Annotated in this window: 19 protein-coding genes; 9 read left to right on the top strand and 10 right to left on the bottom strand. The window is 70.2% G+C overall.

Annotation, left to right across the window (positions count from 1 at the left end):
• The 3 genes from V7E05_RS03690 to V7E05_RS03680 form a co-directional block, all read left to right on the top strand.
• Positions 1-633: alpha/beta fold hydrolase (locus tag V7E05_RS03690; protein ID WP_333618323.1), on the top strand; the 633-nt coding region annotated here is incomplete at its 5' end.
• A gap of 151 nt (positions 634-784) precedes the next feature.
• The gene (locus V7E05_RS03685) at positions 785-2,260 is read left to right on the top strand and encodes a lamin tail domain-containing protein (protein ID WP_333618322.1); all 1,476 of its coding nucleotides are present in this window, start codon (positions 785-787) and stop codon (positions 2,258-2,260) included.
• A 143-nt stretch (positions 2,261-2,403) separates the two neighbouring features.
• Positions 2,404-3,102 (top strand): DUF4232 domain-containing protein, encoded by a 699-nt coding sequence (locus tag V7E05_RS03680; RefSeq protein WP_333618321.1) that lies wholly within the window; start codon positions 2,404-2,406, stop codon positions 3,100-3,102.
• Positions 3,103-3,112: 10 nt separating this feature from the next.
• Here the strand turns inward: V7E05_RS03680 and V7E05_RS03675 are convergent, their stop codons facing one another.
• On the bottom strand, positions 3,113-3,685 hold the full coding sequence (locus tag V7E05_RS03675) for a DUF1707 SHOCT-like domain-containing protein (protein ID WP_333618320.1): 573 nt from the start codon (positions 3,683-3,685) through the stop codon (positions 3,113-3,115).
• A 323-nt stretch (positions 3,686-4,008) separates the two neighbouring features.
• Between V7E05_RS03675 and V7E05_RS03670 the strand changes: the two genes are divergently transcribed.
• Genes V7E05_RS03670 through V7E05_RS03655 form a run of 4 tightly spaced genes read left to right on the top strand, consistent with a single transcriptional unit; the run spans position 4,009 to position 7,964 of the window.
• Positions 4,009-5,700 (top strand): nitrite/sulfite reductase, encoded by a 1,692-nt coding sequence (locus V7E05_RS03670; RefSeq protein ID WP_333618319.1) that lies wholly within the window; start codon positions 4,009-4,011, stop codon positions 5,698-5,700.
• Positions 5,697-6,545, top strand: a complete 849-nt coding sequence (locus V7E05_RS03665; protein WP_333618318.1) for a phosphoadenylyl-sulfate reductase — start codon at positions 5,697-5,699, stop codon at positions 6,543-6,545. Before V7E05_RS03670 ends, V7E05_RS03665 begins: the two co-directional genes overlap by 4 nt.
• Positions 6,542-7,141, top strand: a complete 600-nt coding sequence (locus V7E05_RS03660) for an NAD(P)-dependent oxidoreductase (protein ID WP_333618317.1) — start codon at positions 6,542-6,544, stop codon at positions 7,139-7,141. Before V7E05_RS03665 ends, V7E05_RS03660 begins: the two co-directional genes overlap by 4 nt.
• A gap of 7 nt (positions 7,142-7,148) precedes the next feature.
• Entirely contained in the window at positions 7,149-7,964 is an 816-nt protein-coding gene (locus tag V7E05_RS03655; RefSeq protein ID WP_333618316.1) for a sirohydrochlorin chelatase, read from the top strand.
• 184 nt (positions 7,965-8,148) lie between these two features.
• On the opposite strand, the gene V7E05_RS03650 is transcribed toward V7E05_RS03655, so the two are convergent.
• Positions 8,149-9,177, bottom strand: coding sequence for an NADP-dependent oxidoreductase (locus V7E05_RS03650; RefSeq protein ID WP_333618315.1), 1,029 nt, complete (start codon positions 9,175-9,177; stop codon positions 8,149-8,151).
• Positions 9,178-9,233: 56 nt separating this feature from the next.
• Complete coding sequence (ppc, locus tag V7E05_RS03645) at positions 9,234-11,990, bottom strand: phosphoenolpyruvate carboxylase (protein ID WP_333618325.1); 2,757 nt, start codon at positions 11,988-11,990, stop codon at positions 9,234-9,236.
• 254 nt (positions 11,991-12,244) lie between these two features.
• Here ppc and V7E05_RS03640 point away from each other — a divergent pair, with 254 nt between their 5' ends.
• On the top strand, positions 12,245-13,060 hold the full coding sequence (locus V7E05_RS03640) for a tyrosine-protein phosphatase (RefSeq protein WP_333618314.1): 816 nt from the start codon (positions 12,245-12,247) through the stop codon (positions 13,058-13,060).
• 59 nt (positions 13,061-13,119) lie between these two features.
• Here the strand turns inward: V7E05_RS03640 and V7E05_RS03635 are convergent, their stop codons facing one another.
• The 6 genes from V7E05_RS03635 to V7E05_RS03610 all read right to left on the bottom strand — a co-directional run bounded on the left by V7E05_RS03635 (position 13,120) and on the right by V7E05_RS03610 (position 23,201).
• Positions 13,120-14,130 (bottom strand): WXG100 family type VII secretion target, encoded by a 1,011-nt coding sequence (locus tag V7E05_RS03635; RefSeq protein WP_333618313.1) that lies wholly within the window; start codon positions 14,128-14,130, stop codon positions 13,120-13,122.
• Between the two features lie 35 nt (positions 14,131-14,165).
• Positions 14,166-14,537 carry a hypothetical protein gene (locus V7E05_RS03630; RefSeq protein ID WP_333618312.1) on the bottom strand — a complete coding sequence of 124 codons (372 nt, stop codon included), beginning with the start codon at positions 14,535-14,537 and terminating at the stop codon, positions 14,166-14,168.
• Positions 14,538-14,656: 119 nt separating this feature from the next.
• On the bottom strand, positions 14,657-20,377 hold the full coding sequence (locus tag V7E05_RS03625) for a hypothetical protein (RefSeq protein WP_333618311.1): 5,721 nt from the start codon (positions 20,375-20,377) through the stop codon (positions 14,657-14,659).
• A gap of 149 nt (positions 20,378-20,526) precedes the next feature.
• Positions 20,527-21,096 carry a glutathione peroxidase gene (locus tag V7E05_RS03620; RefSeq protein ID WP_333618310.1) on the bottom strand — a complete coding sequence of 190 codons (570 nt, stop codon included), beginning with the start codon at positions 21,094-21,096 and terminating at the stop codon, positions 20,527-20,529.
• Between the two features lie 225 nt (positions 21,097-21,321).
• Positions 21,322-22,581 carry an MFS transporter gene (locus V7E05_RS03615; RefSeq protein ID WP_333618309.1) on the bottom strand — a complete coding sequence of 420 codons (1,260 nt, stop codon included), beginning with the start codon at positions 22,579-22,581 and terminating at the stop codon, positions 21,322-21,324.
• A gap of 107 nt (positions 22,582-22,688) precedes the next feature.
• Positions 22,689-23,201, bottom strand: coding sequence for a MarR family winged helix-turn-helix transcriptional regulator (locus V7E05_RS03610; protein WP_333618308.1), 513 nt, complete (start codon positions 23,199-23,201; stop codon positions 22,689-22,691).
• Positions 23,202-23,474: 273 nt separating this feature from the next.
• Here V7E05_RS03610 and V7E05_RS03605 point away from each other — a divergent pair, with 273 nt between their 5' ends.
• Positions 23,475-23,810 carry a histone-like nucleoid-structuring protein Lsr2 gene (locus V7E05_RS03605; protein ID WP_333618307.1) on the top strand — a complete coding sequence of 112 codons (336 nt, stop codon included), beginning with the start codon at positions 23,475-23,477 and terminating at the stop codon, positions 23,808-23,810.
• 117 nt (positions 23,811-23,927) lie between these two features.
• On the opposite strand, the gene V7E05_RS03600 is transcribed toward V7E05_RS03605, so the two are convergent.
• On the bottom strand, positions 23,928-24,611 hold the full coding sequence (locus V7E05_RS03600) for an enoyl-CoA hydratase/isomerase family protein (RefSeq protein WP_333618306.1): 684 nt from the start codon (positions 24,609-24,611) through the stop codon (positions 23,928-23,930).
• Positions 24,612-24,615: the final 4 nt, after the last annotated feature.

Here is a 24,615-nt window from a genome sequence, read left to right as displayed (position 1 = left end):
TTCGACTACCGCGGCACGGGGGCGACCCACGCCGACGAAACCCGCGAGGCCACGAAGGACTGGAGCACGCGACTCTTCGCCGCCGACGCCCGCCACGTCCTTGCGGCCTGCGGCGCCAAATCCTCGCACGTCTACGGCGCCTCGATGGGCGGGCGAGTCGCGCAGTGGCTCGCCATCGACCACCCCGACACGGTCGACCACCTCGTGCTCGCCTGCACTTCGCCGGGCGGCGACAAGGCCGTCGAGCGCAGCCCGGAGGTGCGCCGCCAGCTGGGGCAGCGCGACCCAAACGGGCGCCTCGAGACCCTCCTCGACCTCTTCTACACACCGGCCTGGCGCGCACTCGGCAAACGCAGCTCGCTCCTCGGCGACCCGAAGATGTCCGCCCGCGCCCGCACCGGCCACCTCCGCGCGAGCGATCACCACGACGCCGCGGCGCTCCTCCCCGAGATCGCCGCCCCCACTCTGATCCTCCACGGCACCGACGACCACATGGCGCCGGTCGCCAACGCACATGCCATCCACGGGCTCATCCCAGGTTCGCGGCTCTCGCTCACCGAGGGCGGTCGGCACGGTTTCTTCGACGAGTTCTCTTTGCGGGTGACGCCGGACGTCCTCGATTTCCTCCCCTGAGCCCAGCCGACGTTTCCCAATCTTTTCCCGGAGTTCAGGGGCCATTAACCGAGGGCATCCTCGGGCGCCGATGACGGCCGATAACGTCGGCATTTGCGCGTCCGCGTCGCCCTGGGCGAGGACACTGGCACCGCATTCGAGGAAGGTTCACATGAAGAAGCGTTCACTCACCGCCGCCGTCGTCTCGGCCGCACTGCTCGCCCCCGGAGTCGCGCTGGCCGCGCCGGCCGTGGCGCAGGGCGCCCCGAAGGTCGTCATCAACGAGGTCGAGTCGAAGGACGACAACGGCGGCCAGGATTGGATCGAACTCGCCAATACCGACGACAACGAGACCGTCGACGTCTCGGGCTGGACGCTCATCGACAACGACGACACGCACAAGCCGTACACCTTCCCCGAGGGCTCGACGATCGAGTCTGGCGGCTACAAGGTCGTCGAGCCGGACAACAAGGAAGCCGCGGGCGACGGCAACGGCACGTTCGGCCTCGGCGGCGCCGATTCGGTGACCCTCAAGAACAAGGACGGCGAGGTCGTCGACTCCACCGAGTGGACCGAGCACGCTGCGACCTCGTGGGGCCGCGTTCCCGACAAGACCGGCGAGTTCGCCGCGACCGGCGAGCCCACGAAGGGCCTGGCCAACGTCGCGGAAGGTGAAGGGGGCGAGACCGGGACGCCGGACGCGAAGCCGTTCCCGGGCGACCCGCTCACCATCAAGAACCAGGACCTCGGCGGCGCGTTCGCGGGCGAGGACATGTCCGGCATCGACTTCGACGCCCTCGGCAACGCCTACGTCGTCAACAACGACAAGGGCGATCTCTACAAGCTCTCCTACGATGCCGCGAAGGACGAGTACTCCATCGCCGCGCACTATTCGATCGTCTACCCCGACGGCACCGGCGCCCCGGACACCGAGGGCGTCACCCTGGGCCCCGACGGCACCCTCTACGTTTCGGTCGAGCGAAACAACGACGACAAGAACGTGAGCCGCCCGGCGCTGCTCCAGGTCGATCTCCGGGGCGCCGCCAACGACGCCACTGTCCCGGCGAAGCGCGAGATCCAGATCTCCGACCTCGCCCCCGAGCTCGGCACGCTCGGCGCCAACGCCGGCGCAGAGGCCGTCGAGTACATCCCCGAGCTGGAGGCCTTCGCCGTGGGCGTCGAGGGCACGGGCAAGGTCTACTTCGTCCAGGTGGGCGAGGACGGCACGCCGAAGCTCGTGGACACCTACACGTCCCCGTTCCCCGGAGTCATGGCCCTGGACTACGACCGGGGCTCGCTGCGCGTGATGTGCGACGAGGTCTGCGACGGCGAGTCGGTGCAGCTCACGTTCGCAGGCGGGAAGGCCCAGGATGACGGCGCCGTGTACAAGCGCCCCGCGGGCATGGGGAACTTCGCCAACGAGGGCTTCGCGACCTACTCCACCAGCGAGCAGACGCGGTACCTCTGGGCCGACGACGGAGTGACCGATGGCATCTCCCTCCGCTCGGCCCTGGGACCGAAGCAGCAGGGCGCCGGAGACCGCCCGATGGGCAGCGTCGACGACGCGCTGGGCAGCATCAAGGATCCGTCGCTCGCCTCGGTGATCCAGGCGCTCGGCTCGATCCTCCCGATCAACGCGCTGCCGTAACCACGGTCTGAGTAGGAATTCCGTTCGTCCGGCTTTCTGCCGGGCTCTCCCACCCCGGGGGGTCGACGCCGGCCCCCGGGGCGGCGTATTCCTGGGGGATAGGGGCGCCGCGTCGGCGGCGCGGCCTGAGGAGTGACGACGCCGTGAACGATCGCAATGACCACCGGGCCCGCGGGCGCAGGGCGATGGCCGCCGCCGTGCTGTGCGCTTCGGGGACTGCGCTGCTCGCCGCGTGCGGGAGTTCGGGAGGGGAGGCCGCACCCTCGACGGTGCTGGTCACCGCCTCGCCCAGCGCCTCGAGCACGACGACCTCGGCCCCGAGGAGCACCGAGACGAAGACGGTGGAGCCGAGCTCGAGCAGCTCGCGAGCGCCTGATGCGTCTGGCTCCGCGACGGCTAAGCCCGGCGGAGGTGGCGCGGACGGCTGCGCTGCGGGGGACCTCGAGGTCACCGCGACCTCCAACGGCGCCGGCGCCGGCTCGCGCTTTGTCGAGCTCGAGTTCCGCAACACCTCGGGCTCGGAGTGCACGCTCAACGGTTTCCCCGGAGTCGCCGCAATCGACCCGGGCACGGGGGCGCAGATCGGGGTTCCTGCCGAGCGGCAATCGGGAAGCACGAAGGCGGTGAAGCTCTCGCCCGGCGACATCGCGACGGCCGACCTGCGCGTTACGAACATGGGCGGGTCCGGCGGGCCCATCGACGGCTGCGAACCGGCGCCCGCGGGCGGGCTCAGCGTGATTCCCCCGAACCTCCGCGACGCCACGGAGGTCTCCGTCGATGGCCTCTACGCCTGTAAGGCGGACGCCCCTTTCATGTCAGTCGGGCCGGTGAAGTCCGGCTGATTCGAGCGCCTCAGGCGGCCGGCGGACGGGGGAGGCCCCGGCCTCCGGCGGGGTAGTCGCCCGCGTCGCCACTGTCGTCTTCGTCGTCGCCGCTGTTCGCGTGCGCGATGGCGCCACCGCCCGTGTAGACGATGGGGATCAGCAGAAACGCGAGCCACGCGTGGTCGAAGCCCACGGAATTGAGGACGAAGAAAAGGATCAGGGCGATCATCGGGATCGTCGCCATGAGCACGCGGAGGACGACGCTGGAACCGCCTCTCGCTTCCCGGCGTTCCGTGCGCCTGTCGCGGCGCGGCTGCGGGGCGGAGACGGGTTTCGCCGCGGCCGGCACGTTCGCCGAACGCTCGGCGCGTGCAGTCGCGTCGTGGGCGACGTAGCCGTCGAGCGAGCCGCCCGGGAGGTCGAAGAACAGCGGCTTGAGCTCGCCGACCGTCGTGGCCCGCCACGCCGCACCCGTTCGTTCCTCGAACTCCGTGGAATCGAGCCGACCGGCGGCGAAATGATCTGCCAGCGAATCGGCGGCGCGCTGCCGCTCCGCATCGCCGATGCGCAGTCCGTCGCCTCTGTTACCGGGGTTCGTCATGATTACTTACGGTAGACCGCAGTGGCGGTTCGCGCGTGGGTTCGTCGGACGTCCGGCGTCATAGTGGAATCGGTCCCGAACCCGAATCGATGCCGAAACGGTCCCGGGCCGCCGCCGAGCGTGCCTTCCCCCTGGATTCGGGCCGTCACCCGCGCGAACAGCCCCAAATTAGACAGGTCTGTCTAATCTCGATAATCTACGGTTTGCCCCTCGGGAGTGGTGTCTTTGACGGCGCCGCCCCGGATGCTTGAACGGCTGCACCCCGGCGCCTGCCCGCGCCGCGGTGGCAATCGGCCGCACGCGACCAAAGGAGTTCGCCGCCCATGACCGTCAAGGAAGACGCCCAGCCCCGCAAGCGACCGGCGCGAGCGCCGAAGCCGCAGGGCCAGTGGAAGGTCGACGGCAAGGAGCCGCTCAACCCGAACGAGGTCTTCAAGCAGGAAGACGACGCGCTCAACGTGCGCGACCGGATTCTCGAGAAGTACTCGAAGGAGGGTTTCTCGTCGATCCCTCCGACTGACCTCACCGGCCGTTTCCGCTGGATGGGTCTATACACGCAGCGCCGCCAGGGCCTCGACGGCCGCGCCACCTCCGACTTGTCCGACGACGAGCTCTCGGACGAGTACTTCATGATGCGAGTGCGCGTCGACGGCAAGGAGGTCTCCACCGACGCCCTGCGCGCACTGGGCGCCATCTCCAACGACTTCGCCCGCGGCTCCGCCGACATCACGGACCGACAGAACATCCAGTACCACTGGGTCGATATCAAGGACGTGCCGGAGATCTGGCGCCGCCTCGAGGAGGTCGGCTTCGAGACGATGGAGGCGTGTGGCGACTGCCCGCGTGCGTTCCTCAACAGCCCTGTGGCCGGCGTGGCCGCGGACGAGATCATCGACCCGACGCCGTACCTGCAGGAGATGCACGACAGGGTCATCGGGAACCCCGCGTTCTCCAACCTCCCGCGCAAGTTCAAGACCGCGGCGACGGGCCACCCGAGCCTCGATGTGGTCCACGAGATCAACGACGTCTCGTTCGTAGGCGTTGAGCACCCCGAGCTCGGCCCGGGCTTCGACCTCTGGGTTGGTGGCGGACTCTCCACCGTCGCGCACTTCGCCAAGCGCCTCGGCGTCTTCGTGCCGCCGGAACGCGCCGCCGACGTCTACGAGGGCGTCGTCGGTATCTTCCGCGACTACGGATACCGCCGCCTGCGCAACAAGGCGCGGCTCAAGTTCCTCATGAAGGACTGGGGACCGGAGAAGTTTCGTGAGATCCTCGAGACCGAGTACCTCGACTCCCCGCTGCCCGACGGCCCCGCGCCGGAGTTCTCCGGTCAGCGTGGCGACCACTCGGGCGTCCACGACCAGAAGGACGGGCGCAAGTACGTCGGCGCGACGGCCGTGGTCGGGCGCATTTCCGGGGACATCCTCAACGAGGTCGCCGACCTCGCGGAGGCCGCCGGTTCGAAGCGGATCAAGTTCACCCCGCACCAGAAGATCGTGTTCCTCGACGTGCTTCCGGAGAAGGTCGAGGAACTCGCCGAGGGTCTCGCGAAGCTCGGCATCCAGGTGTACCCGGGCCCCTTTACCCGGGTGGGCATGTCGTGCACGGGAATCGAATACTGCAAACTCGCGTTCGTAGAGACGAAGGAAAAGGCACGGACAGTGCTCGCGGAGCTCGACCAGCGCTTCGCCGGCGAGACCATCGAGCCGCCGATCTCGGTGCACCTGAACGGCTGCCCCAACTCCTGCGCCCGCATCCAGACCGCGGACATCGGGCTCAAGGGCCAGCTCATCGAGGGCGACACCCCGGGGTTCCAGGTGCACCTCGGCGGCAGCCTCGCCGGAGACGACGTGGCGGAGGGCGAGCTCGGCCAGTCCGTTCGTGGCTTCAAGGTGGCCTCGGACGATCTCACCGACTACATCGAGAAGATCGTTCGCAACTTCCTTGCGGAGCGCGGCGAGGGCGAGACCTTCGCGCAGTGGAGCCGCAGGGCGGAGGAGGAAAAACTCAAGTGAGTCTCGATTTCGGCGGGCTGACCGGCTCGCTCGTATCCCTGTCCGACGACCGCCCCGACCCGGCCGATATCGACTACCCGGCGCGCGATGACGCGCTCAATCCCGATCCCGCGCAGATCCCCGATCCAGCCGATATCGGCCCCGGTAGGGTCCGAACCGAGGCCGAGCTCGAGCAGATCGCCGAGGCGGCCGCGGAGAAGCTCGCCGATGCGAGCACGGACGAGATCCTCACGTGGGCGGCCGAGACCTTCGGCAACCGACTCGCCGTGGCCTGCTCCATGGCGAATACCGTGGGGCCCGAGTACACCGCGCGCTTCCAGCCGGGCGTCGACGTGCTCTTCCTCGAGACCGGCTACCACTTCGCCGAGACCCTCGAGGTGCGCGATCAGCTCGCCGCGAAGGGCACTGTGTCGGTGAAGAACGTGCGCAACCGCGAGACCGTCGCGCAGCACGAGGCGAACTTCACCGCCGGCAAGCCCTACGAGATCGACACCGACGCGTGCTGCGGCGCGCGGAAGGTCATGCCGCTCAACGCCGCCCTCGACGGTTACGAGGCGTGGGTCACCGGCATGCGCCGCTCGGATTCCGCCTCGCGCGCGAACACCCCGATCGTCCAGTGGGATCGCTCCCACAAGATGGTGAAGATCAACGCGTTCGCCAACTGGACGCTGCAGGAGATCGAGCGCTGGGCCGCGGAGAACGAGGCGCTGATCAACCCGCTGCACTACGACGGCTACCCGTCGATCGGTTGTGGCCCCTGCACGCGCCGCGTCGCGCCCGGCGAGGACGCGCGCGCAGGCCGCTGGGCCGGCTCGGGCAAGACCGAATGCGGAATCCACCTGTGACCTCCCCGTCCTTTGCCTCCCTCGCCTCTCTTCTGACGGCGGAGCCCGCGGAATCCGGGGTGCCGTCCGGGTCTGGTGTGGGCGCGTCGTACGCCGCGGGCGGCGTAGCCGAGACGTTCCCACTCGCGGTGCTGCTCGCCGATCGCCTCGTGGTGCTCGTCGGAGGCGGCCGCGTGGCCGCGCGCCGCGCCGCTGCGTTCGCGGGCGCCGGAGCCCGGATCCGTGTCGTCGCGCCGGAGCTTGATCCCGCGCTGGCCGAGATCCTCGGCGAGCGGGACGAGTGGGTCGCGCGGGAGTTTATCCTCGGCGACCTGACCAATGCCTGGCTTGCACACACCGCGACCGGCGACCCGGCCGTGGACGCCGAGGTTGCCCGCGAGGCCGAATGGCGACACATCTTCTGCGTCAACGCCGGGGACCGCGATGCCGGTTCCGCGGCCGTTCCCGCGCGCGCCGTGGCGGAGACGCCTACGGGGCGGGTTCAGGTCGCCGTGGACTCGCGGGACCCGCGGCGCTCCGTGGCCGTGGCGAAGCACGTGCAGGGCGATCTCGAGTCCGGGCGCGCACCGATCCAGAGTCGCCGCCGGCACCGGTGATCCGCTGATGGTCGGCGGCGTTGGCTCCGCGATGGGCCCTGGAGTCGACACGATGGCCGCCGAATCGGTACCCACGGCGATCCTTGCGTGGCACGGCACCCGTTCGGCGGAGGGGCGCGCGGACACCGCGCGCCTCACCTCGCTCCTGGAGAAGCGGCTCCGCCGCGACGCCCCCGGCGTGCGCGTCGTGGCGGGCTTCGTCGACGAGAAAGTCCAGGAGCCGGCGTTGTCCGACGTCATCGCCTCGGAGCTGGCTTCCTCGAGCGATTCGGTCGTGGTGCTTCCTGCTTTTATCGCGGCCGGGTATCACGTGCGTCACGACATCGGCGCCGCGGCCGAAGAGGCCACGCGCGCCGACCGGGCGCGCATGGGGCGGGTGACCGTTACCCCGCACCTTGGCAAAGACGCGCGCGGGGGCACCGAGCCGCGACTTGTCGACGCGGTGCTCGCGGCTGCGGGGGCCGGGGCTGATGGAGGCTCCCGCCCCGACACCGCCACCGACGCCGCCGACAGTCCGATCGTCCTTGCGAGCGCCGGATCAGCGTGGGAAGCCGTGGCCGTGGAGATCGAGCTGCTCCGTCGTGCGGTCGCGGAGCGCGCCGAGGACCGCGAGGTCCGGCACGCGGTGCTCGACGCGGACTTCGCCGTCGCCGAGGGCGAGACCACCGTTCCGCTGTTGCTCGCGCGCGGATTCTTCGCGAGCCGCGCTCGCGCCGGTGGCGTCGCGCAGTCCCCGCTGCTCGGGGATCCGCCGGCCGTCGACCACATCGTCGAGGCGCTCGCCGAGCGCTACGAGGGCGCCCTCGGACGCGAGCAGCGTTGAGACGCTTGCGCACCTGGGCGACTCACACGCGCGGCTTGGTCGCCACGGTACCGCGAGGTGGGCACACCAATTTCCTGAACCTGTAGACGGTGTCTACAGGTTCAGGATTTTTGTGTTCACACGTTGTGCCGCAGCGGGTGGAATCGGGGGCCGTGTCGAGTACGACGCGACGCCCCCGCCACCACTAGCTCTCGGCGCCCGGCAGCTTGAGCATCAGCTTGCCGGTGTTGGACCCGGCGAAGATCTCGTCGAAGACCTGCGGGAAATCGGCGACCAGCGCATCGCGAGCATCGATCCGCGAGACGAGCTTGCCCTCGGAGAGGTAGCCGGCGAGCGCCTTGACGCCCTCGCCGAGGCGAGGCCCGAAGTCGCCGATCGTAAAGCCTTGCACGCGCAGGGAGTGCGTGATGATCCGCGGGTAGTTCTTGAGGCCCGTGCGCTCGGAAGCGGAGGCGGCGTTGTAGTCGGAGATCGCTCCGCACATCACGATGCGGGCGTTGCGCGCCATGTTCACCAGCGCCGCGTCGAGCACCTTGCCGCCGACATTGTCGAAGAACACGTCGACCCCGTCGGGAGCGGCCTCGCGGATCGCGCGGCTCAGCGAGTCGGCGGTCTTGTAGTTCACGGCCGCGTCGAAGCCGAGCTCGTCCGTGAGCCAGGCGCACTTCTCATCGCTTCCGGCGATACCGACGACCCGCGCGCCGCGGATCTTCGCGAGCTGGCCCACCACGGAACCCACGGCTCCGGCGGCGCCGGAGACGAGGACCGTCTCGCCCTCCTGGGGATCTCCATATTCGTAGAGGCCGAAGTACGCGGTCAGACCGGTGAGCCCGAGCGCCGCGAGGTACTCGGCCCCGGAAGTCTTCGAGGTGTCGACCACCCGGATGTCCGAGCCGTCGGAGACGAAGAAGTCCCTCACGCCCGTCATCCCATGGACGTGCGCGCCGACGGGGAAGTCCGCGTTCTTCGACTCCGCCACGCGGCCCACGGCCGCGGCACGCATCACGGCGCCGACCTCGACCGGCGGGATGTAGGACGGCGCGTCGTCGAGCCAGCCGCGCATCGCGGGGTCGACCGAGATGTACTCGGTCGCGACGAGCACCTGCCCGTCGGCCAGCTCCGGGAGCTCCTCGGTGCGCACGTCCCACGTGGAGGTATCGGGGTAGCCCTTCGGGCGCTCGGCGAGGTGGACTGCGGTGGCGTTATTAGACATGTGTAGAGGACTCCGTTCGGGGAAAATCGATTACTCCCGGGTGCAACGACCCGGCTCTAGCCGCTATTCCGCAGCGCCGTGGCCAGGCCGTTCATGGTCAGCTGGATGCCGGTGCGTACGTCCGGATCGTCCTCGCCGGCACGGAAACGGCGCAGCAGCTCGATCTGCAATACGTTGAGCGGCTCGAGATAGGGGAAGCGGTTGCGCACGGACCGAGCGAGCGCCGGGTTGTCGTCGAGCAGCGTCTCCTGCCCGGTGATCTCGAGGACCATGTCACGGGTCAGCTCGAACTCGGCGAGAATCCGCGAGTACACGCGCTCGCGGGTCTCCGCGTCCTCGACGAGCGAGGCGTACTGCCTTGCGAGACCCATGTCCGCCTTGGCCATCACCTGCGCGAGGTTCGACAGCGTGGTCCGGAAGAAGGGCCACGTCCGGTAGAGCAGCGCGAGCTGCGCCACGCGGGCGTCGCGGCCGCCGCTGCGGGCGCCCTCTCCGCCGTCATCCAGCCAACCGGCCAGGGCCGAGCCGACGCCGAACCAACCGGGGAGCATGACCCGCGACTGCGACCACGAGAGCACCCACGGGATGGCGCGCAGGTCGGAGACGTCCGAGGTCTGCTTGCGCGCGGTGGGGCGCGAGCCGATGTTGAGCTCCCCGATCTCCGACAGCGGCGTCGAGGTGGTGAAGTACTCGATAAAGCCCGGATCGTCGTGGACGAGCGAGCCGTACGCCTTGCGGCCCCTCCGCGCGAGATCGGCCATGACGGCGTAGGCCGCCTCCGCATCGTCGCCGAGGCCCTCGACATCGATAACCGAGGACTCGATGGTCGCGGCGACGAGCGCCTCGAGGTTGCGCCGGGCGCGGGGCGGCTCCGAGTACTTTGCGGAGAGCACCTCCCCCTGCTCGGTGATCCGCAGCGCGCCGCGCACGGCCCCAGGAGGCTGCGAGAGGATTGCCTCGTACGAGTTGCCGCCGCCGCGGCCCACGCTGCCGCCGCGGCCGTGGAAGAAGCGCAGGTCCACGCCCGCGTCCGCGCCGAGTGCGACGAGCTCGAGTTCGCCCTGGTAGAGCGCCCAGTTCGCGGCGAGGTAGCCGCCGTCCTTATTCGAATCGGAGTAGCCGAGCATGATCTCCTGCAGGTTCCCTTGCGAGCGGACGAGCTCGCGGACGGGCTCGAGCGCGAAGTATTCGCGCATGATCTCGCGGCCGGCGGCGAGGTCCTCGATGGTCTCGAGAAGCGGGATGAGCCGCACCTGCGAGCTCGGCGCCTTCGGCCCGCCGCGCAGCAGTCCGACCTCCTTGAGCAGGATCGCGGGTTCGAGGAGATCGGAGACCGACTGGCACATCGAGACGATGTAGTGGGGGATCACGCCCTCGCCGAGGGCGTCGACGGCGCGGGCCGCGGCGCGGAGCACGCCGAGTTCCTTCGCAGCGAGCTCCGAGAGCTCGGCGCGCGGGCCGAGCAGCGGGCGGTCGTAGGAGAGCTCGCGGAGGAGGATCTCCACCCGCTCGGCCTCCTCGAGGGAGGCGTAGTCCTCGCACACGCCGGCCTCGGCGAACAGCTCGGTGAGCACCTCCTCGTGGGTATCGGAGTTCTGCCGCATGTCGAGCGCCTGCAGGTGGAAGCCGAAGGTGCGCACCGCCCACTCCAACGCGGATAGCCGCGACTCGGCGACGATCCCTGCGCCGACCTCGCGGAGCGCATCGCCGATTACTCCGAGGTCGGCGAGCATGTCGTCGGGCCGCGCGTAGGCCGGGTCGCCCTCGGCGCCGATCCGCACTCCCATGTGGTCGACCGGGATCCGGGCGCCGGCGATCGAGTGGAGAGCAGCGCGCGCGGCGAGCTTGCGGCGCACCGAGCGCACGGCGCGGCGGAAAGGGACATCGCGCCGCGCCGCCTCGTCGTCGCCGCGGCTCTCGAGCCCGTCGGCGAGGGCGAGCAGTGCCTCGGGGGCGTCGACCTGCTTGCCGCTGAGGCTCAGCTCGGCCTCGAGCTGCCGGAGCTCGTCGTCGTAGAAGTTCTGGATGAGCGCGGCGGCGCGGCTCGTGGCGAACTCGACGACCTCACCTGTGACGTACGGGTTGCCGTCCCGGTCACCGCCGATCCACGAACCGGGGCGCACCACCGCGCGGTCGGTGCCGAGCTTGTTCGCGACCTCGCGGTTGAGCCGCGGGATCACGTCGATGAGCGTGGCCTCGTGATACTGCAGGCCCGTGAGGATCTCGTCCTGGATGCGCGGGCGCTGCGAGCGGATGATCGCCGTGTCCCACAGGAGCACGACCTCCCGCTTGATATCGGCCTCGACCTCCGCGCGCTCCGCCGAGCCCTCGGCGAGCGCTTCGCGCCGGCGCATGAGCTCGGTGATCGAGCGGGTGATCCGGAAGACCGAGCGCCGCCGCGTCTCCGTGGGGTGCGCGGTGAGCACGGGGACGACGCGCGCGGTGCGGCGCAGCGCCGCCCAGCCGGCCTCGGAATCCCCGGCGGACTCGATCTTCTCCCAGGTCCGGGCGAGATCGCCTTCGCGCGGCGGTTCGCCGGCCGCCACGTGCATCGCTCGACGCCGCTCCTGGTGGAGGTCCTCGGCGATGTTGGACAACAGCGCGAAGAGGGAGAACGCGCGGATCACGTCGATCGCCTCGGCGGCCGGGGTGCCGGTGAGCACGTCGAAGGTCGCGGAGCGCTCGACATCGTTGCGGCGCACGGCGAACGCGGTCTGCCGTGCGGACTCGACGAGGTCGAACACGCGCTCGCCGGCCTGCTCGCGGACGGTATCGCCGAGGAGCTGGCCGAGGAAGCGGACGTCCGCGCGCATCGGCGCGACCGCCGAGGACAGGGGATCGTCGCGCTCGACCTCCGGGGAAATGACGGTGGCCAGGGGGTCGCGCGAGTAATCGTCGCCCGTGCCGGAGGTATCGGCACGGGAGTCGGGTGCGGTCTTGGGGTTCGTGTCGTCCGACGTCATGCCCCCAACTCTAGGCCGATCGGGCGGACCGACGCGGGCGAGCCGGGGCGCGTGGCAGTGTTGTGGGAATGAGCGGGCGGCGGCACAGGAGGGCGAGGGCAGCGATGGATTCTGGCGATCGGGACGGGTTCGGCGGGACCGGGAACAGCGATGAGGTCGGCGACCTGCACGTCGAATCGATGCACAATTTCCGCGACGTTGCGGGACCCGGATATATGACGCCGGACGGCGCGATGGCCAGGGGCGTCCTGTTCCGGGCGAACGTGGTGGCGCCCTCGGATGCCGATGCAGAGAAGCTCCGCGCCCTCGGGCTGCGGCGCATCGTCGACCTGCGCAGACCCGAGGAGGTCGAGAAGGCACCGGACCACGAGGTCGCCGGGGCCGACTACGTCCATGTCGACGTGCTCGGGACGTCGGATTCCGCCGCGACCGTCGTGGGCTTCGACGAGAGCGCGACCCCCGCCGATGCGCGGCGCGAACTCCGGCGGCTCAACCGATCCTTCGTGGTCGAGCCCGAGTTCCGCGCCCGCCTTCGCGGCGCCTTCGAGGCGATCGCCGAGTCTCCCGGGCCGGTGGTGTTCCACTGCACGGTGGGCAAGGACCGCACCGGGTTCACGGCCGCCGTGCTGCAGCTCCTCGCCGGGATGTCCCACGAGGACATTCTCGCCGACTACCTGCTCACCAACGAGCGGGCGCGGGACTGGGCGGCGGACCTCGAGGCGCATTTCCGCGAGCGCGTACCGGAGCGCGCGGACACCCTCGTGGAGCTGCTGCAGGCGCGTCCCGAGTACATCACCGATGCGCTAGATGCGATCGACGCCGAGTACGGTTCGGCGCGGGCGTACCTGGTCGACGGCCTCGGGATGGCGCCGGAGGCCGTCGATACGCTTCGCGCGCGGCTGGTTCCCGGAGCCGGCTGAGCGAAAACGACCCGCGGCGCGGCGGTGCTGGCAGCGGGCGCTGGGCCGGGGATCCGGAATCATCCGCCGTACCTCACGGCATCGCGCAGCGCGCGGGCGGCGAGTTCCTTGTCCGAGGGGCCGAAGACATCGCTGCCCACACCCGTCGCAGCCCAGTGCGCGGCGGGCAATAGCGTTGCGTCGACGAGGCGCTCGACGGGACCGCCGAGCGCTTCGCTCGCCACATAGCTCCCGCCGAAGCCGCCGACGTTCTCGAGCCGCGGGGAGTCGCGGGCCGCGCCCACCGAGCCGCCGACGAGGCCTCCCGCGTGGTCGAGAGTCTTCGCGCCCAGCGCGTGGAGCAGCACCTCTCCCGGCGACGTGCGGTTTTCTTCCACCGCGAGCAAGCCCTCGTGGACGTCGAGGGTCGTGCCCAGCACGGGGACCATGCCGACGGCGTCGCGAACGAGGCCGTTGCCGGTATTGCCGATGCCCGGGATCTTCGGGTAGCGGGAGCCCTCGACCTCGCGCTCGGCGAGCGCCGCGTCGATAGCCGCGGGCACGGCCGCCGCGACCATCCGGGACTCGGCGCCGTCCGCGATGCCCACGAGGATCCCGGCGTGCTCGGCATCGGCATCGAGAAGGGCGCCGGCAATCGACGCGATCGCCTCGGCGAAGGACTTCGCGGCGCCGTCACCGCCCCCTTCGCCCACACCCGGCCCATCGCCCTTCCCACCCTCGGGCCCGCGCACTGTGATCGGCCCGCGCGCGGGCACGCTCGTGTCGATCTCGAAGCCCGCCGCTTCGGCCGCCGCGACCTGGTCGAGCAACGCCCGGTGCTTCTCGGAAACCGCGCGGTGGGCGGCCTCTGCAGCGTGGTATAACCGCACGATATCGCCGTGATGATCGGCAATGGTCCGCCATTCCGAAGCCAGCGCTATGCGCACGGCACCGGCAGCGACGCCGGTCCACGCCGAGGGTATCAATGCGAGGGTGTCGGCGAGCCTCGCGACGGCGTTATCGAGGCGTTGCGCGGCCGCCCCGAGCGCGCGCGACTCCCCGGCGAGCGCCTCCGGGTACCACGTAAGCAAGCCCCCAAGCGTGAGCGCAGGCGCCGCCGGCGGACTCATCGTTCGCCGCTTTCCGGGAGCACCGCGGCGAGCAGCGCGGCGAAATCGGAATCGGTACCCACGAGCGCCGCGGCCGTCGTGTTCCCCGCGAGCTCGAACGCGCGGATGCGGCCGGCGAGCACCGAGTGGATCTCCCGCACCGCGACGGCCACCCGATTCGCCGCGCCCGCGAGCTCCCCGCCCGGGAGCGCGAATGCTATCTCGCCGGGATCGACCGCCTCGGCGGCGGAGATCTCCGAAGCGACCCCGGGGAGCCGCCGCATGACCGCGCGGACCTGCGGATAGTCCGCCCGCATGTCCTCTTTCTCCGCCGATGTGGGCGCGAGTTCCCCGTAGCGCCCAGGCAAGTCCTCGAGTGGTTCTCCCACGCCTTTCCCCTCCCCGCGCCCCGACACAGCGATGCCCCTCACCCGAGACGACGTATGGGGAGGGGCATCCGGTTCCCGGGGAGGGACGGCAATGCGGGCCGAGGTTCTCGGCGCCGGGATCAGGGCAGGAAGGTCGCCCCGCCGAGCCGGAGGTGGGCGATGTGCGCTTCGGCGAGCACCAGGTCGATAACGATCTGCTGCGGCGCCTGCGCCACGAGCCGCGCCCACAGGTCGAGGAGGTCCTGGTCGAGCCCCGTGGCGAAATAGCCGTATGCGTGCCCGCGCGCAAGGAGCGCGAGGGAGAACGTGAGCTGCGGGATGTTCGACCACATGGGCAGCTCGACGGCCTGCGAGGAGCTCGCCGCGCCGCGACCGCGTCCGCGCCCGCCCTTGGACGCGCGCTTGTCCACTTCGACGGTCGCGGGCAGCGCCTTGATCCGCTCGGTGATCAGCCGGTACAGGGGCCGGAACCGCCGCAGCGACTCGTACTTGCCGAGCATCCGCTCGAACTGGTCGCGCACGTACCCGGAGGTGAACGCCTTCTCGTTGCGCAGCAGCGCGAGGAGCCCCTCCCACCGCGAGGAAGCGTCGAGTAGCGGACCCGGGATGGTCGGCCGGGACAGCAGCATTTGCCGCAGCGTCGGGTCCATCGCGGCCTGCACCTCGGGAAGCCCGAGGCGCACGGAGCTCTGCAGCGGGTCCTCGCCGAACGCGAGCACGTGGTGCAGCGAGTCGCCGCCGACCTCGCGGAGGTGCGCCGCGGTGGCCCGGCGCAGGCGCGGCGGCTCGTTGCCGATGTTCGCGATCGAGAGGAACACGTCGATCCACGATTCGCGGGGGCGGGTGGAGCCGCTCATCGAGCGCCGCGTCCCCGCCGCCGAGCGGTCCCAGTGGTCCCCGCCCGGGGGCGCCGGCGCGATCGGCTCGCTGACTAGTCCGGAGGCGATAAACGCGGCGACCTTCTGCGGCGAAGTCAGCGTGGACCTGTCGAGCGAGAGCAGGTTCGCGCGCGGGCTCGAGCGCAGGTGGCCCGCAAGCTCGGTGCGCAGCGGCCGGTCCGTCACGGGGTGGAGATTGAGCGACAGCAGCGACCACGCGCTCCACACCTCGGACAGCGAACTCGCCACGTAGGTCGCGGCGCCGCGCCCGGCGAGGAACTGCGAGAGCAGGCCCTGCCCTGTATTGGAGAAGCGTGACGCCGTCTGCAGCGATGTCGTGCCGCGGTGGGGGAGCGCGGCGGCCGGGACCGGGTCCCAGGGGTCCTCGATCGCGACGTCCACGCGGAGCCGGCCCGCTCCGTCGAGCTCGGCCGGCAGCGGGGCGAAGCCGTCGGTCACCGGGATCGACAGCGCCGGCTTCCACGGCCGCTCGAGCTGCCACACGCGGCAGACGAGATCGTCGACGCCCTCGGCGCCGGGCACGCGCAGGCGCTTGCGCTCGAGGGTGATGTGCTGCTCGGAGGCGGTTCCGAAGCGGACGAGCGTGGCCACGCGCTTGTACGAGCGGGTGCCCTCGGCGTCCGGGTCGACCACGACGGCGCGGATCTCGCCCTTGCGCAGCGTCTTCGCACGCTCGGCGAAGCGCTGGACGTCGATCCGGAACGTGCCGTCGACGGCGCGGTCGAAATCGGCGCGTTGCGTGAGCCGCCCGCGCTCGTCGACGAGCTGCAGCGAGATGTGCAGCGTCGCGTATGGGTCGCGGACCACGAGCGTCGCGTGTTCGAGGTCGTAGGCCGAGCGCGAGATCTGCTGGTCGGACCACGCGGGCGCCATACCCGTGCCCGTCATCCGGAACTTGAGCCGCGGGGGCCGGAGCACGAGCGTCTCCGTCCGCTCGCCCGCGGAGACTTGCACGCGGAGCTTGCGCGTCGAGGCGCCGAACTCCACGGTGTGCGCGGAGATGCCGAGCGCGCGGCCGTCCGCGGCACCGTGGGCCCCGTCTGCCCCGTCACCTGAAGCATCTTCGTCCTCCGCGTCCTCTCCCCCCACGGGCTCGGCGCTCAGCTCGGCGACCGCCGGGGTCGCGCCGTCGGCCTCGGGAAGCCGGGGCGATTCGGGGAAGTGCGCGTAGAAACCCTCGGCGACGAAGATCCGGATATCGGTGCGGGCATGATCGGGGCCCTCGATGCGGATGTCGAAGCCGCCGAGGACCGGCTCGCTCTCCGAGTACCCGAAGTGCTCGAGCACGCCGTCGGAGAAGAGGGCGTGGCCCTCGTGTTCGTCGGTGGGGTCGTAGTGGCCGACGGGGTACCAGGCGCCTGCGTCGTCACCGGTCCTCCGGATGGCCACCTGCCACGGCCGCTGCCCTTCCTCGAGCGGGGGCACGTCGAGCCAGGGGCGAACGGCGAGCACGGGCACGCCGAGCTCGCTCTCCACGCCGGTGAGGCGCTCGAGCGGCTCGTCCTCGGTGTCCCACAGCGAGGGCAGTGCGCGCGTGCCGACGCGGATTCCATGGGCGACGCCTTCCGCGTCGTGGACCACGACCTCCTCGAGCCCCTCGAGGCTCCACAGCTGTAGCGTCCACTGGCCCCAGCCCTCGGGGGTGTCGAGGGTCTCGAGCACCACCGGGCCCCCGGCCTCGGGCGAGGCGGGCTCGTGCCCCGGCGGGACGAGCGCGAAGACTTCGCCCTCGGGGATCATCGACGAGGTCGGGACGTGCATGCCGTCGGGCTGGAAGACGGCCACAGGGAAGTCGGTGGTGAACAGGCGGAGCTCGGCCACGGCGTGGAAACTCGGGTGGGTGACTGCGACCCGGCGCGTCGGCCTGCCGAGCAGGGACAGCTGCGTTTCGTCATCGCGCAGCGAGCGCCGCGGCCGCACGGGGGTCACCTCGTCGCCCGTGGTCACGACCCAGGCGTCGTCGGTGTACTTCGCCACCGGGGGCAGCGCGACGCACACCGCGTCGGTGCCGTCGAGCCACAGGTACGGGCGCTGCGCGCGGTCTGCGGCGCGGCGTGCCATCGCCGAGAGCGCGCGGCCCTCGGCGGCGGGGACGTGGAGCGCGGCGAGGAGCTGCTCGCACAGGCCGCGCGGCAGCACGGTCTCCCCGGCGAGAACGTCGGCGCGCTCGAAGCCCGCGAGGAACATCTCGACCACGTCAATGGCGCCCTCGAGCATTTCTCCCGCGGATTCGCCGGCGTAGCGCACGAGGTACTGGGTGCCGGTGGGCAGCGAGAGGAAGAACTCGCGCTGGCTGGGGTCGAGGAGCCAGGGTCGGGCCTTCTGGATCGTGCGGTCGGCCACGGAGTTCGTGAACTCGAGGAGCACCTCGGCGACCGTGCCCATTGCGGCCTCGGGGACCGCCGCGTGCGCGACGAGCACGTCCCCGACATCGCCCGAGGGGACCTCGTCGAAGGTCTCGAGCCCGAAGCCGCGGAGGAGGGATTCGAGGCACGACTCCAACGAGGCGCGGAGCGCGCGGATCGCCTCGCCGTCGGCGGCGGAGTCGTCGAGCCCGAGCGCCGCGGCGATCCACGGCAGCACGCCGAGCTCGGCCTCGGCGGGCGATGCGCCCTGCTCCTGACCGGCGTACGCGTGCTTCGACGCCGTGTCCACCAGCACGAACAGCGTTACGGCGGGGAAGCGCTCGAAAAGCTCGGTGTACATCTCGGCGTCCGCGTCGAGGGCTGCGAAGCGTCCCTCGAGTGCCGCGCGCAGCCGATCGAGCTCAGCCTGCCCTGGCGTGACGGCGGCGACCAGCGGCGCGCTTTCCAGGCGCGCGGCGAGCTCCTTTTCCAGGTCGTGCAGCTCGGGCTCGGCGCCGGTATTCCCTTCGCCGGAAGGCGCGGCAGCGGCCTCGACCGCGGCGCCTGCGGCGACCGAAGCGTCGGCTGCACCCTCCCTGCCGCCTGGGTCGGGCACGGCCGCTCCGTCCACATCGCGTGTGACGGCGGACGCCGCAGTCGGCCCGGCGGCCTGCCCCGCGGCGGCCGCAAGGGTGTCCTGGATGCGGCGGTCGATCTGGGCGCGGAACTCGGCGGACTCCATGGCCCGGAGAACATCCGGGGAGAGCTCGCCCTCCAGGTCGCGGCGGCGGAGGACCTCGGCCGCGGGGATGGGCGGTGGACCTCCGGCGTCACTCGAGCGGGGATCGACCCACCACGGGGTCCGCAACATCTCGATCCACCCGATCGCCGGATCGGGATCGGGGAACGTCGCGGGGTGGAGGAGGAGCGCGCTGCCGAGCTCGTTCTTCGACTCCGAGTAGTGCGCGTGCGCCGAGCCGTTCCCGCGGCAGCGGTTGACCGCCCAGACCAGGTGCATCGCCACGTACGCGCCGCGCGGGCCGGCGAGGGCCTCGCTCAGCGCGTCGAGGAGCGAGGTGGCCGGGTCGCCGAGCTGCTCGAGCTCGGCGAGCGGCTCGGGGCCGGCGCCGAGTACGCGGGCGACCGCGTCGAAATCGGCGTCGGCGAGGTGGGAGAGACGGACGTAGAGCGCGAACCGGTCCTCGCCGAGCTGCTGGGCGAGCGGAGTGCGCGATCCCTCTGAGATGAGCTCGACCTGCGCCTCGGTGAGCGGCGCAGGACTCGGATAGATGGAGGTCTCGATAAACGAGCGCCACTCGCCGAGTACGATGGGAAGGACGCCGGGAAAGACGTTCTCCACCTGCGCACGGGGCTCCGCTAGGGCGTCGTCGGAGGAATCGCCGTCGGCCACGTCCTGCTCGGCGGGGCGGACGACCCCGTCCTCGCCGACCGCGAGGCCGACGTAGTCGAGCCACCGCTCGGTGTCGTCGGCGTGGGAGATCGGGACGCGGGCCTTGGTGAGCTTGTCGCGGAGCTCGCCGAGCGAGACCTCGCCAGTTCTGGAGAGCTGGGCGAGCATGTCGTGTTGGGTCTCGCGAAGCGCCCCGATGGTCCAGGACTCGCGCGGGGCGCCCTTCTTCGCGTGGCGGACGAGGAGCCAGCCGGATTCCGCGTCGAGCTCGGGGTGCAGGAGGCCGAAGAGGTGCCCGAGCGTGGGTCCTGCGGGCGAGGTGCCGCCCCACCCGAGTCCGTTGGGGAGCTGCTCGGCGAGCTCGGGGATACGCGCCCGCGAGCGGGACTCGGACGACAACGGGTTGAGCTCGGTGTAGATGCGGGAGAAGAGCGGCGCGAGCTCGGGATCGGCGGCGACGAGAGAGCCGAAGAAGATGCATAGCTGCTCGGCGCGCGAGCGGCCGCTGATGCCCGAGGCCTGGACGCGCTGGGCGCGCGGGACGCGATCGGCGAGGACTGCGGTGTGCAGGAGGTAGGCGTCCATAGGAGCGAGTCCGGCGAGCCAGCCCGAGAGGCGGCGGGCGCCGTCCGACTGCGGCTCCGGCTGCGCGACGGAATGGAGCACCGCGCACTGGACCAGCGAGCTGACGAGCCGCGCGGGCGGGATCCCGGCCGCGGCGGCGGCCGCGGAGACGGTGAGCCTGCGGCTCGCCTCGATCGAGATCGAGGTGGGGGGCGCCGGAGTCGAGCCGTCACTCTTCGAGGCGGGGGACGGGATGACGATATCGACCCACCCGGGGATCCGCGGGAAGAGCTCTGCGATGGTCTTGGTGCTCGAGCGCAGGTGCGGGGCGAGGATGAGGGCGGTGTCGAGGATGGTCTCGGGGCTCGTGAGACGCAGCGGCTGCTCGGGCCCGGCGACGAGGACCTCGGCGGCGGAGCCCTGTGGGGAGTCGGGGAGCGAGGAGATCGCCGGGAGGATGTCGCCCCACCGGGCAGTCGCCGGCGCCGGGGCGGCAGCGGCGCCCACGGCACCTCCGCCGGTGCCCTCGCCCGCGTGCGCCTCGGCACCTCCGTCCGCGACCGGTTGTGCCTTCTCTACCGGCGCGGATGTGGCATCGGGGCGGGAAAGATCTCCGGACATCTTGTCGATTTTAACGACTCCTCGCTCGCTCGGGGGATAGAGATGCAGGCTAACGGAATGGTGTCGCGGACGTTCCCCCGCGCCGCCATTCGTGGGACCGGGGCGCCCACCCGGCTCGCCGTCGGGGCTCGCGCGGCTACGGCGCCCGTCTACTTCGCAGGGGCGCCCAGCGCGCGCTCGATCTCCGGCGCGATCTGTTCCGGCGTGGTCTTCGGGGCGAAACGGGCGATGACCTCGCCGTCGCGGCCCACGAGGAATTTGGTGAAGTTCCACTTGATCGCGCCGCTGCCCGCGCGGCCGCCGAGGAGCTTGCCGAGCGCGCCCGGCTCCTGCTCCTTGAGCCAGGCGAACACCGGATGCGCGTGGGGCCCGTTGACATCGGTCTTGGCGAACATCGGGAAGTCGACGCCGTAGTTCCTCGTGCACGCTGCGCCGATCTTTTCGGCCTCCTCATGCTCCTGCCGGAACTGCCCGCTGGGGAAGCCGAGCACGACGAAGCCACGCTCGCGGTAGCCCTCGTAGAGCTTCTGCAGGCCCTCGAACTGCGGGGTGAACCCGCACTTCGAAGCGGTGTTGACCACGAGGACCACGTCCCCGCGGTATTCCGATAGCGCGCGCTCATCCCCCGAGAGAGTCTCGGCGTCGAAATCGAACAGCGTGGTGTGCGGGCCCGCCCCGCTCGCTGCCGTTCCATCGGGCGCGGTGCTGCTTGTGCTCACTAGTTCCTCCTCGCCGGTGCCGTCCGGCGAGCCGGTTGGCTCGGCCGCCGGGACCTCGTGGCCCGCGGCGCGCGGCCCCGGGCAGTGCCTCCCCGATGATAGAAGCATCCCCGCCGTCACCGGCGGGGATGCTTGTAGAGGGGTTGTGGAGCAGGCGTGGGGACAGGTGGTCGGCAATCGCCGACCGGACCAAGTCGCCGGCGGCAATCAGCGGGCCTACCGGACCTAGCGCGCCGGCTCGGCCGCGGGGACGCTCTCCTCCGCGACATACTCCGGGTGCAGGCGGTGGAACAGCGGCCGGGCGAGCGCGAAGACCGCGATCGCGATCACGAGGATCACGGCAGCGACCCAGTACGGGGCCGGGGCGCCCACGGCCTTGGCGATCTCGCCGGCAAGCCACGCCGCGATCGCGCCGCCGACGAAGCGGACGCCGGAGTACGTGGAGCTGGCGACGGGGCGGGGGAGATCCGTCGCGTTCATCGACGCCTCGGTGAGCGAGGTGTTGAGGATGCCGAGGCACAGGCCGCCGAACACGACGCCGATGATGAGCCCGACGAGCGAGTGCACCATGAGCGCGAGGAAGACGAAGTCGAGCGCGAAGACCACCATCGTGCCGATGATCGTCCCGATGAGCGAGAACGCCTCGATGAGCCGCGGCGCCACGAACACCGAGGACAGGGCCACGGCGATGCCCCAGCCGAAGAAGACGAAGCCGAGCTGCAGGGCGCCGAAGTGCATCCCCTGGTCCGCCGCCGCGTCGTCGATGGGGAACGGGGAGTAGGCGAGGAGGGAGAAGAACGCGAAGTTGTAGAGGAGCGCCACGAGGGACAGGACCGCGAGGGCCGGGTTCCGCAGTGCCTTGAACGGCTCGGAGACGCCCACGGGCTTCGGCGGCTTGGGGAGCTTGGGGAGCATCACGACGATGCCGATGAACCCGATGGCCATGAGCACGGCGGTGCCGAAGAAGGGACCGCGCCACGAGATCTCGCCGAGGAGGCCGCCGAGCAGCGGGCCCACGGCAAGGCCCACGCCGAGCGCGGCCTCGTAGAGAATGATCGCGCCGGAGACTCCGCCCGATGCGGAGGCGATGATCGCCGACAGTGCCGTGGAGACGAAGAGCGCATTGCCAATGCCCCAGCCGCCGCGCAGGCCGATGATCGCATTGACATCGTTGGAGAGCCCGCAGAGAGCCGCAAAGATCACCACGAGTCCGATACCGAGCATCAGCGTCTTCTTCGCGCCGATTCGGGTAGAGACCCAGCTCGTGAAGAACATGCAGATACCGGTGATGAACAGGTAGCTCGTGAACAGCAGCATTGCCTGGCTCGGCGAGGCCTCGAGCGATTCGCTGATTGCCGGGAGAATCGGATCGACGAGGCCGATTCCCATGAACGCGATAGTCGCCGCGAAAGCGACCGCCCATACGGCGCGCGGCTGTTTGAGAAGCCCGCCCGCTTCGGGCTGTGCGTCCTCCACACTTTTCATTCTCACAACTCCTTAGATCTTCAGATCTTCGTATTCTTCTTTGCATTGCACACAATCGGAGGGAATGCCGAGTGGCCGAACCCATTTCGGTGCGGACGTGCGAATCCCTAGCCCGAGGTGCGGGCGGGGATTCCACCCTCTTGTGACGGCGGAGTTCCGCGTCCTGCCGAGTCCCCGCTTTCCGCGCCGTCTCCCCGAAGGATTTTCGAAAGGGCGGTGCATGCGGTGTCGATAGCCGAGATCTCCTCGGCCGTGAGCTTGTCGAACTCGCGGATGAGGTGGTCTCCGGCGGCATTGCGCAGGCTCGCGAGGAATTCCTGGCCGGCGGAGGAGAGCCGGATCTGCTTGGCCCTCCTGTCGTTGGCGTCGACCACCGCCTCCGCGTAGCCCTCGGACACGACCCTGCGAAGCGTCGACGTGGCCGCCGGCTGGGAGAGCCTGTCGAGCTGGGCGAACTCGGTGACCCGGAGCGATCCATAGCTCTCGAGCAGCGACAACGCCCGCCACGTCGCAGCCGTGGACTCGTTGGGAGAGGACTGCCGCTGATAGCGGCTGAACTGCGCGGCCGTGATCGTGAGCTTGATCGCGATCTCTCTGAGTTCGGCTTCGGTGAATTCCACGACGACGACAATACATACATGACTTATGTATGTAAAGCCCACCGCTGGCAGATGGCCCGGAGGAGCAGTCCCGGGAGCCTTTCCGCGGGGACGTGGCGAGGGGTCCCCGCGTGTAAGGAGTTCTGCGCCGCCAGGAAATTATCAGGCATAAACCGGCAGGCAATCTGCGGGACATTTGACTATTTGCGTAAATGCAGGCACTTTTGAATCAAGTATTCGGGCTATGCAAATGCGTGCGCCCGCCGATGAATTTCCCGAGAAAAGGCGGCCATCATGGCAAGGCAGATCAATATCGAGCTCATCGACGACATCGACGGCACCGTCCTCGGTGAGGACGGGACCACCATTCGTTTTTCCGTCGGCGGCGCCGACTACGAAATCGACCTCAACTCGGCCAACGCCGAGGCATTCCACGAGGCCCTCGCCCCGTACATCAAGAACGGCCGCAAGGTCGCCTCGAATTCGCGCCGCGGCGCATCCCGCTCCCGCACCGCGTCGAATACCGATACCAAGGCCGTGCGCGAATGGGCCCGCAACAACGGCTACGAGGTCTCGGACCGCGGCCGCATTCCCGCGCCGATTCTCGAGGCTTTCGCCGCCGCGCACTGATCAGAGGTGCCAGACTCCCGCTCGCGGCGGGATATAGATACAGATAAATGACGGCGGCGGCCCCGGATATCCGGGGCCGCCGCCGTCATAGGTACGGGGGAAACGCGCCGCTTCGGCTTACTCCTGCGGGAGCGCGAGCGCTGCGAGAGTGTTCGCGTGGATACCCGCGCGAATGCCCTTGAGGTTCTTGCCGTCGAGAAGGGTCGCGGCGGTGGCGCGCTGCGTGGCCTCGTCGAGCAGCGCGGATTCCTCGGCGACGGCGTCGACGATGCCCGCCGCGAGCGCGTCCTCGGCCCCGAAGCGCTGCGAGGTGAGCATCGCGAGGCGCGCGGTCTGCGGCGGCAGCGAGCCCGTCACCAGGGCATTCATCCCAGGGGGAAACGGCATGCCGCGGGCGGCCTCGGGGAGGCACCAGAAGCCGCGCCCGGTGCGCATGATCCGCATGTCGTGGCACAACGAGAGCATCGCGCCGGCGCCGAAGGCGTGCCCATTGATCGCGGCGACCGTGGGCATCGGCAGCTCGAGGAAACGCGCGAACATGCGGTGCACCCGCTCGATGTACGGATTGAGCGTCTCGGCGTCCCGGAACCCGTACTCGACATCGAGGCCGTTGGAGTAGAACTTCCCCGCGCCGATGGTGACGAGCGCGGCCGGGCCCTCCGCGGCCTCGAGGGTGTCGAGGCACGATTCGATGGAGTCGAGGAAATCGGGGGAGAAGACGTTGTCCGGTGCTTCGTCGACGTTTTCCGGAGTGGAGAAACGGAGAATGTATACGGATTCGTTCTGTTCGAGCGTAGGCATGGCG

It is taken from the genome of Dietzia sp. (assembly GCF_036741115.1).
GTDB lineage: Bacteria > Actinomycetota > Actinomycetes > Mycobacteriales > Mycobacteriaceae > Dietzia.
Note: the sequence above shows the minus strand (reverse complement) of the source record. Positions and strands in the feature narration are given on the sequence as shown.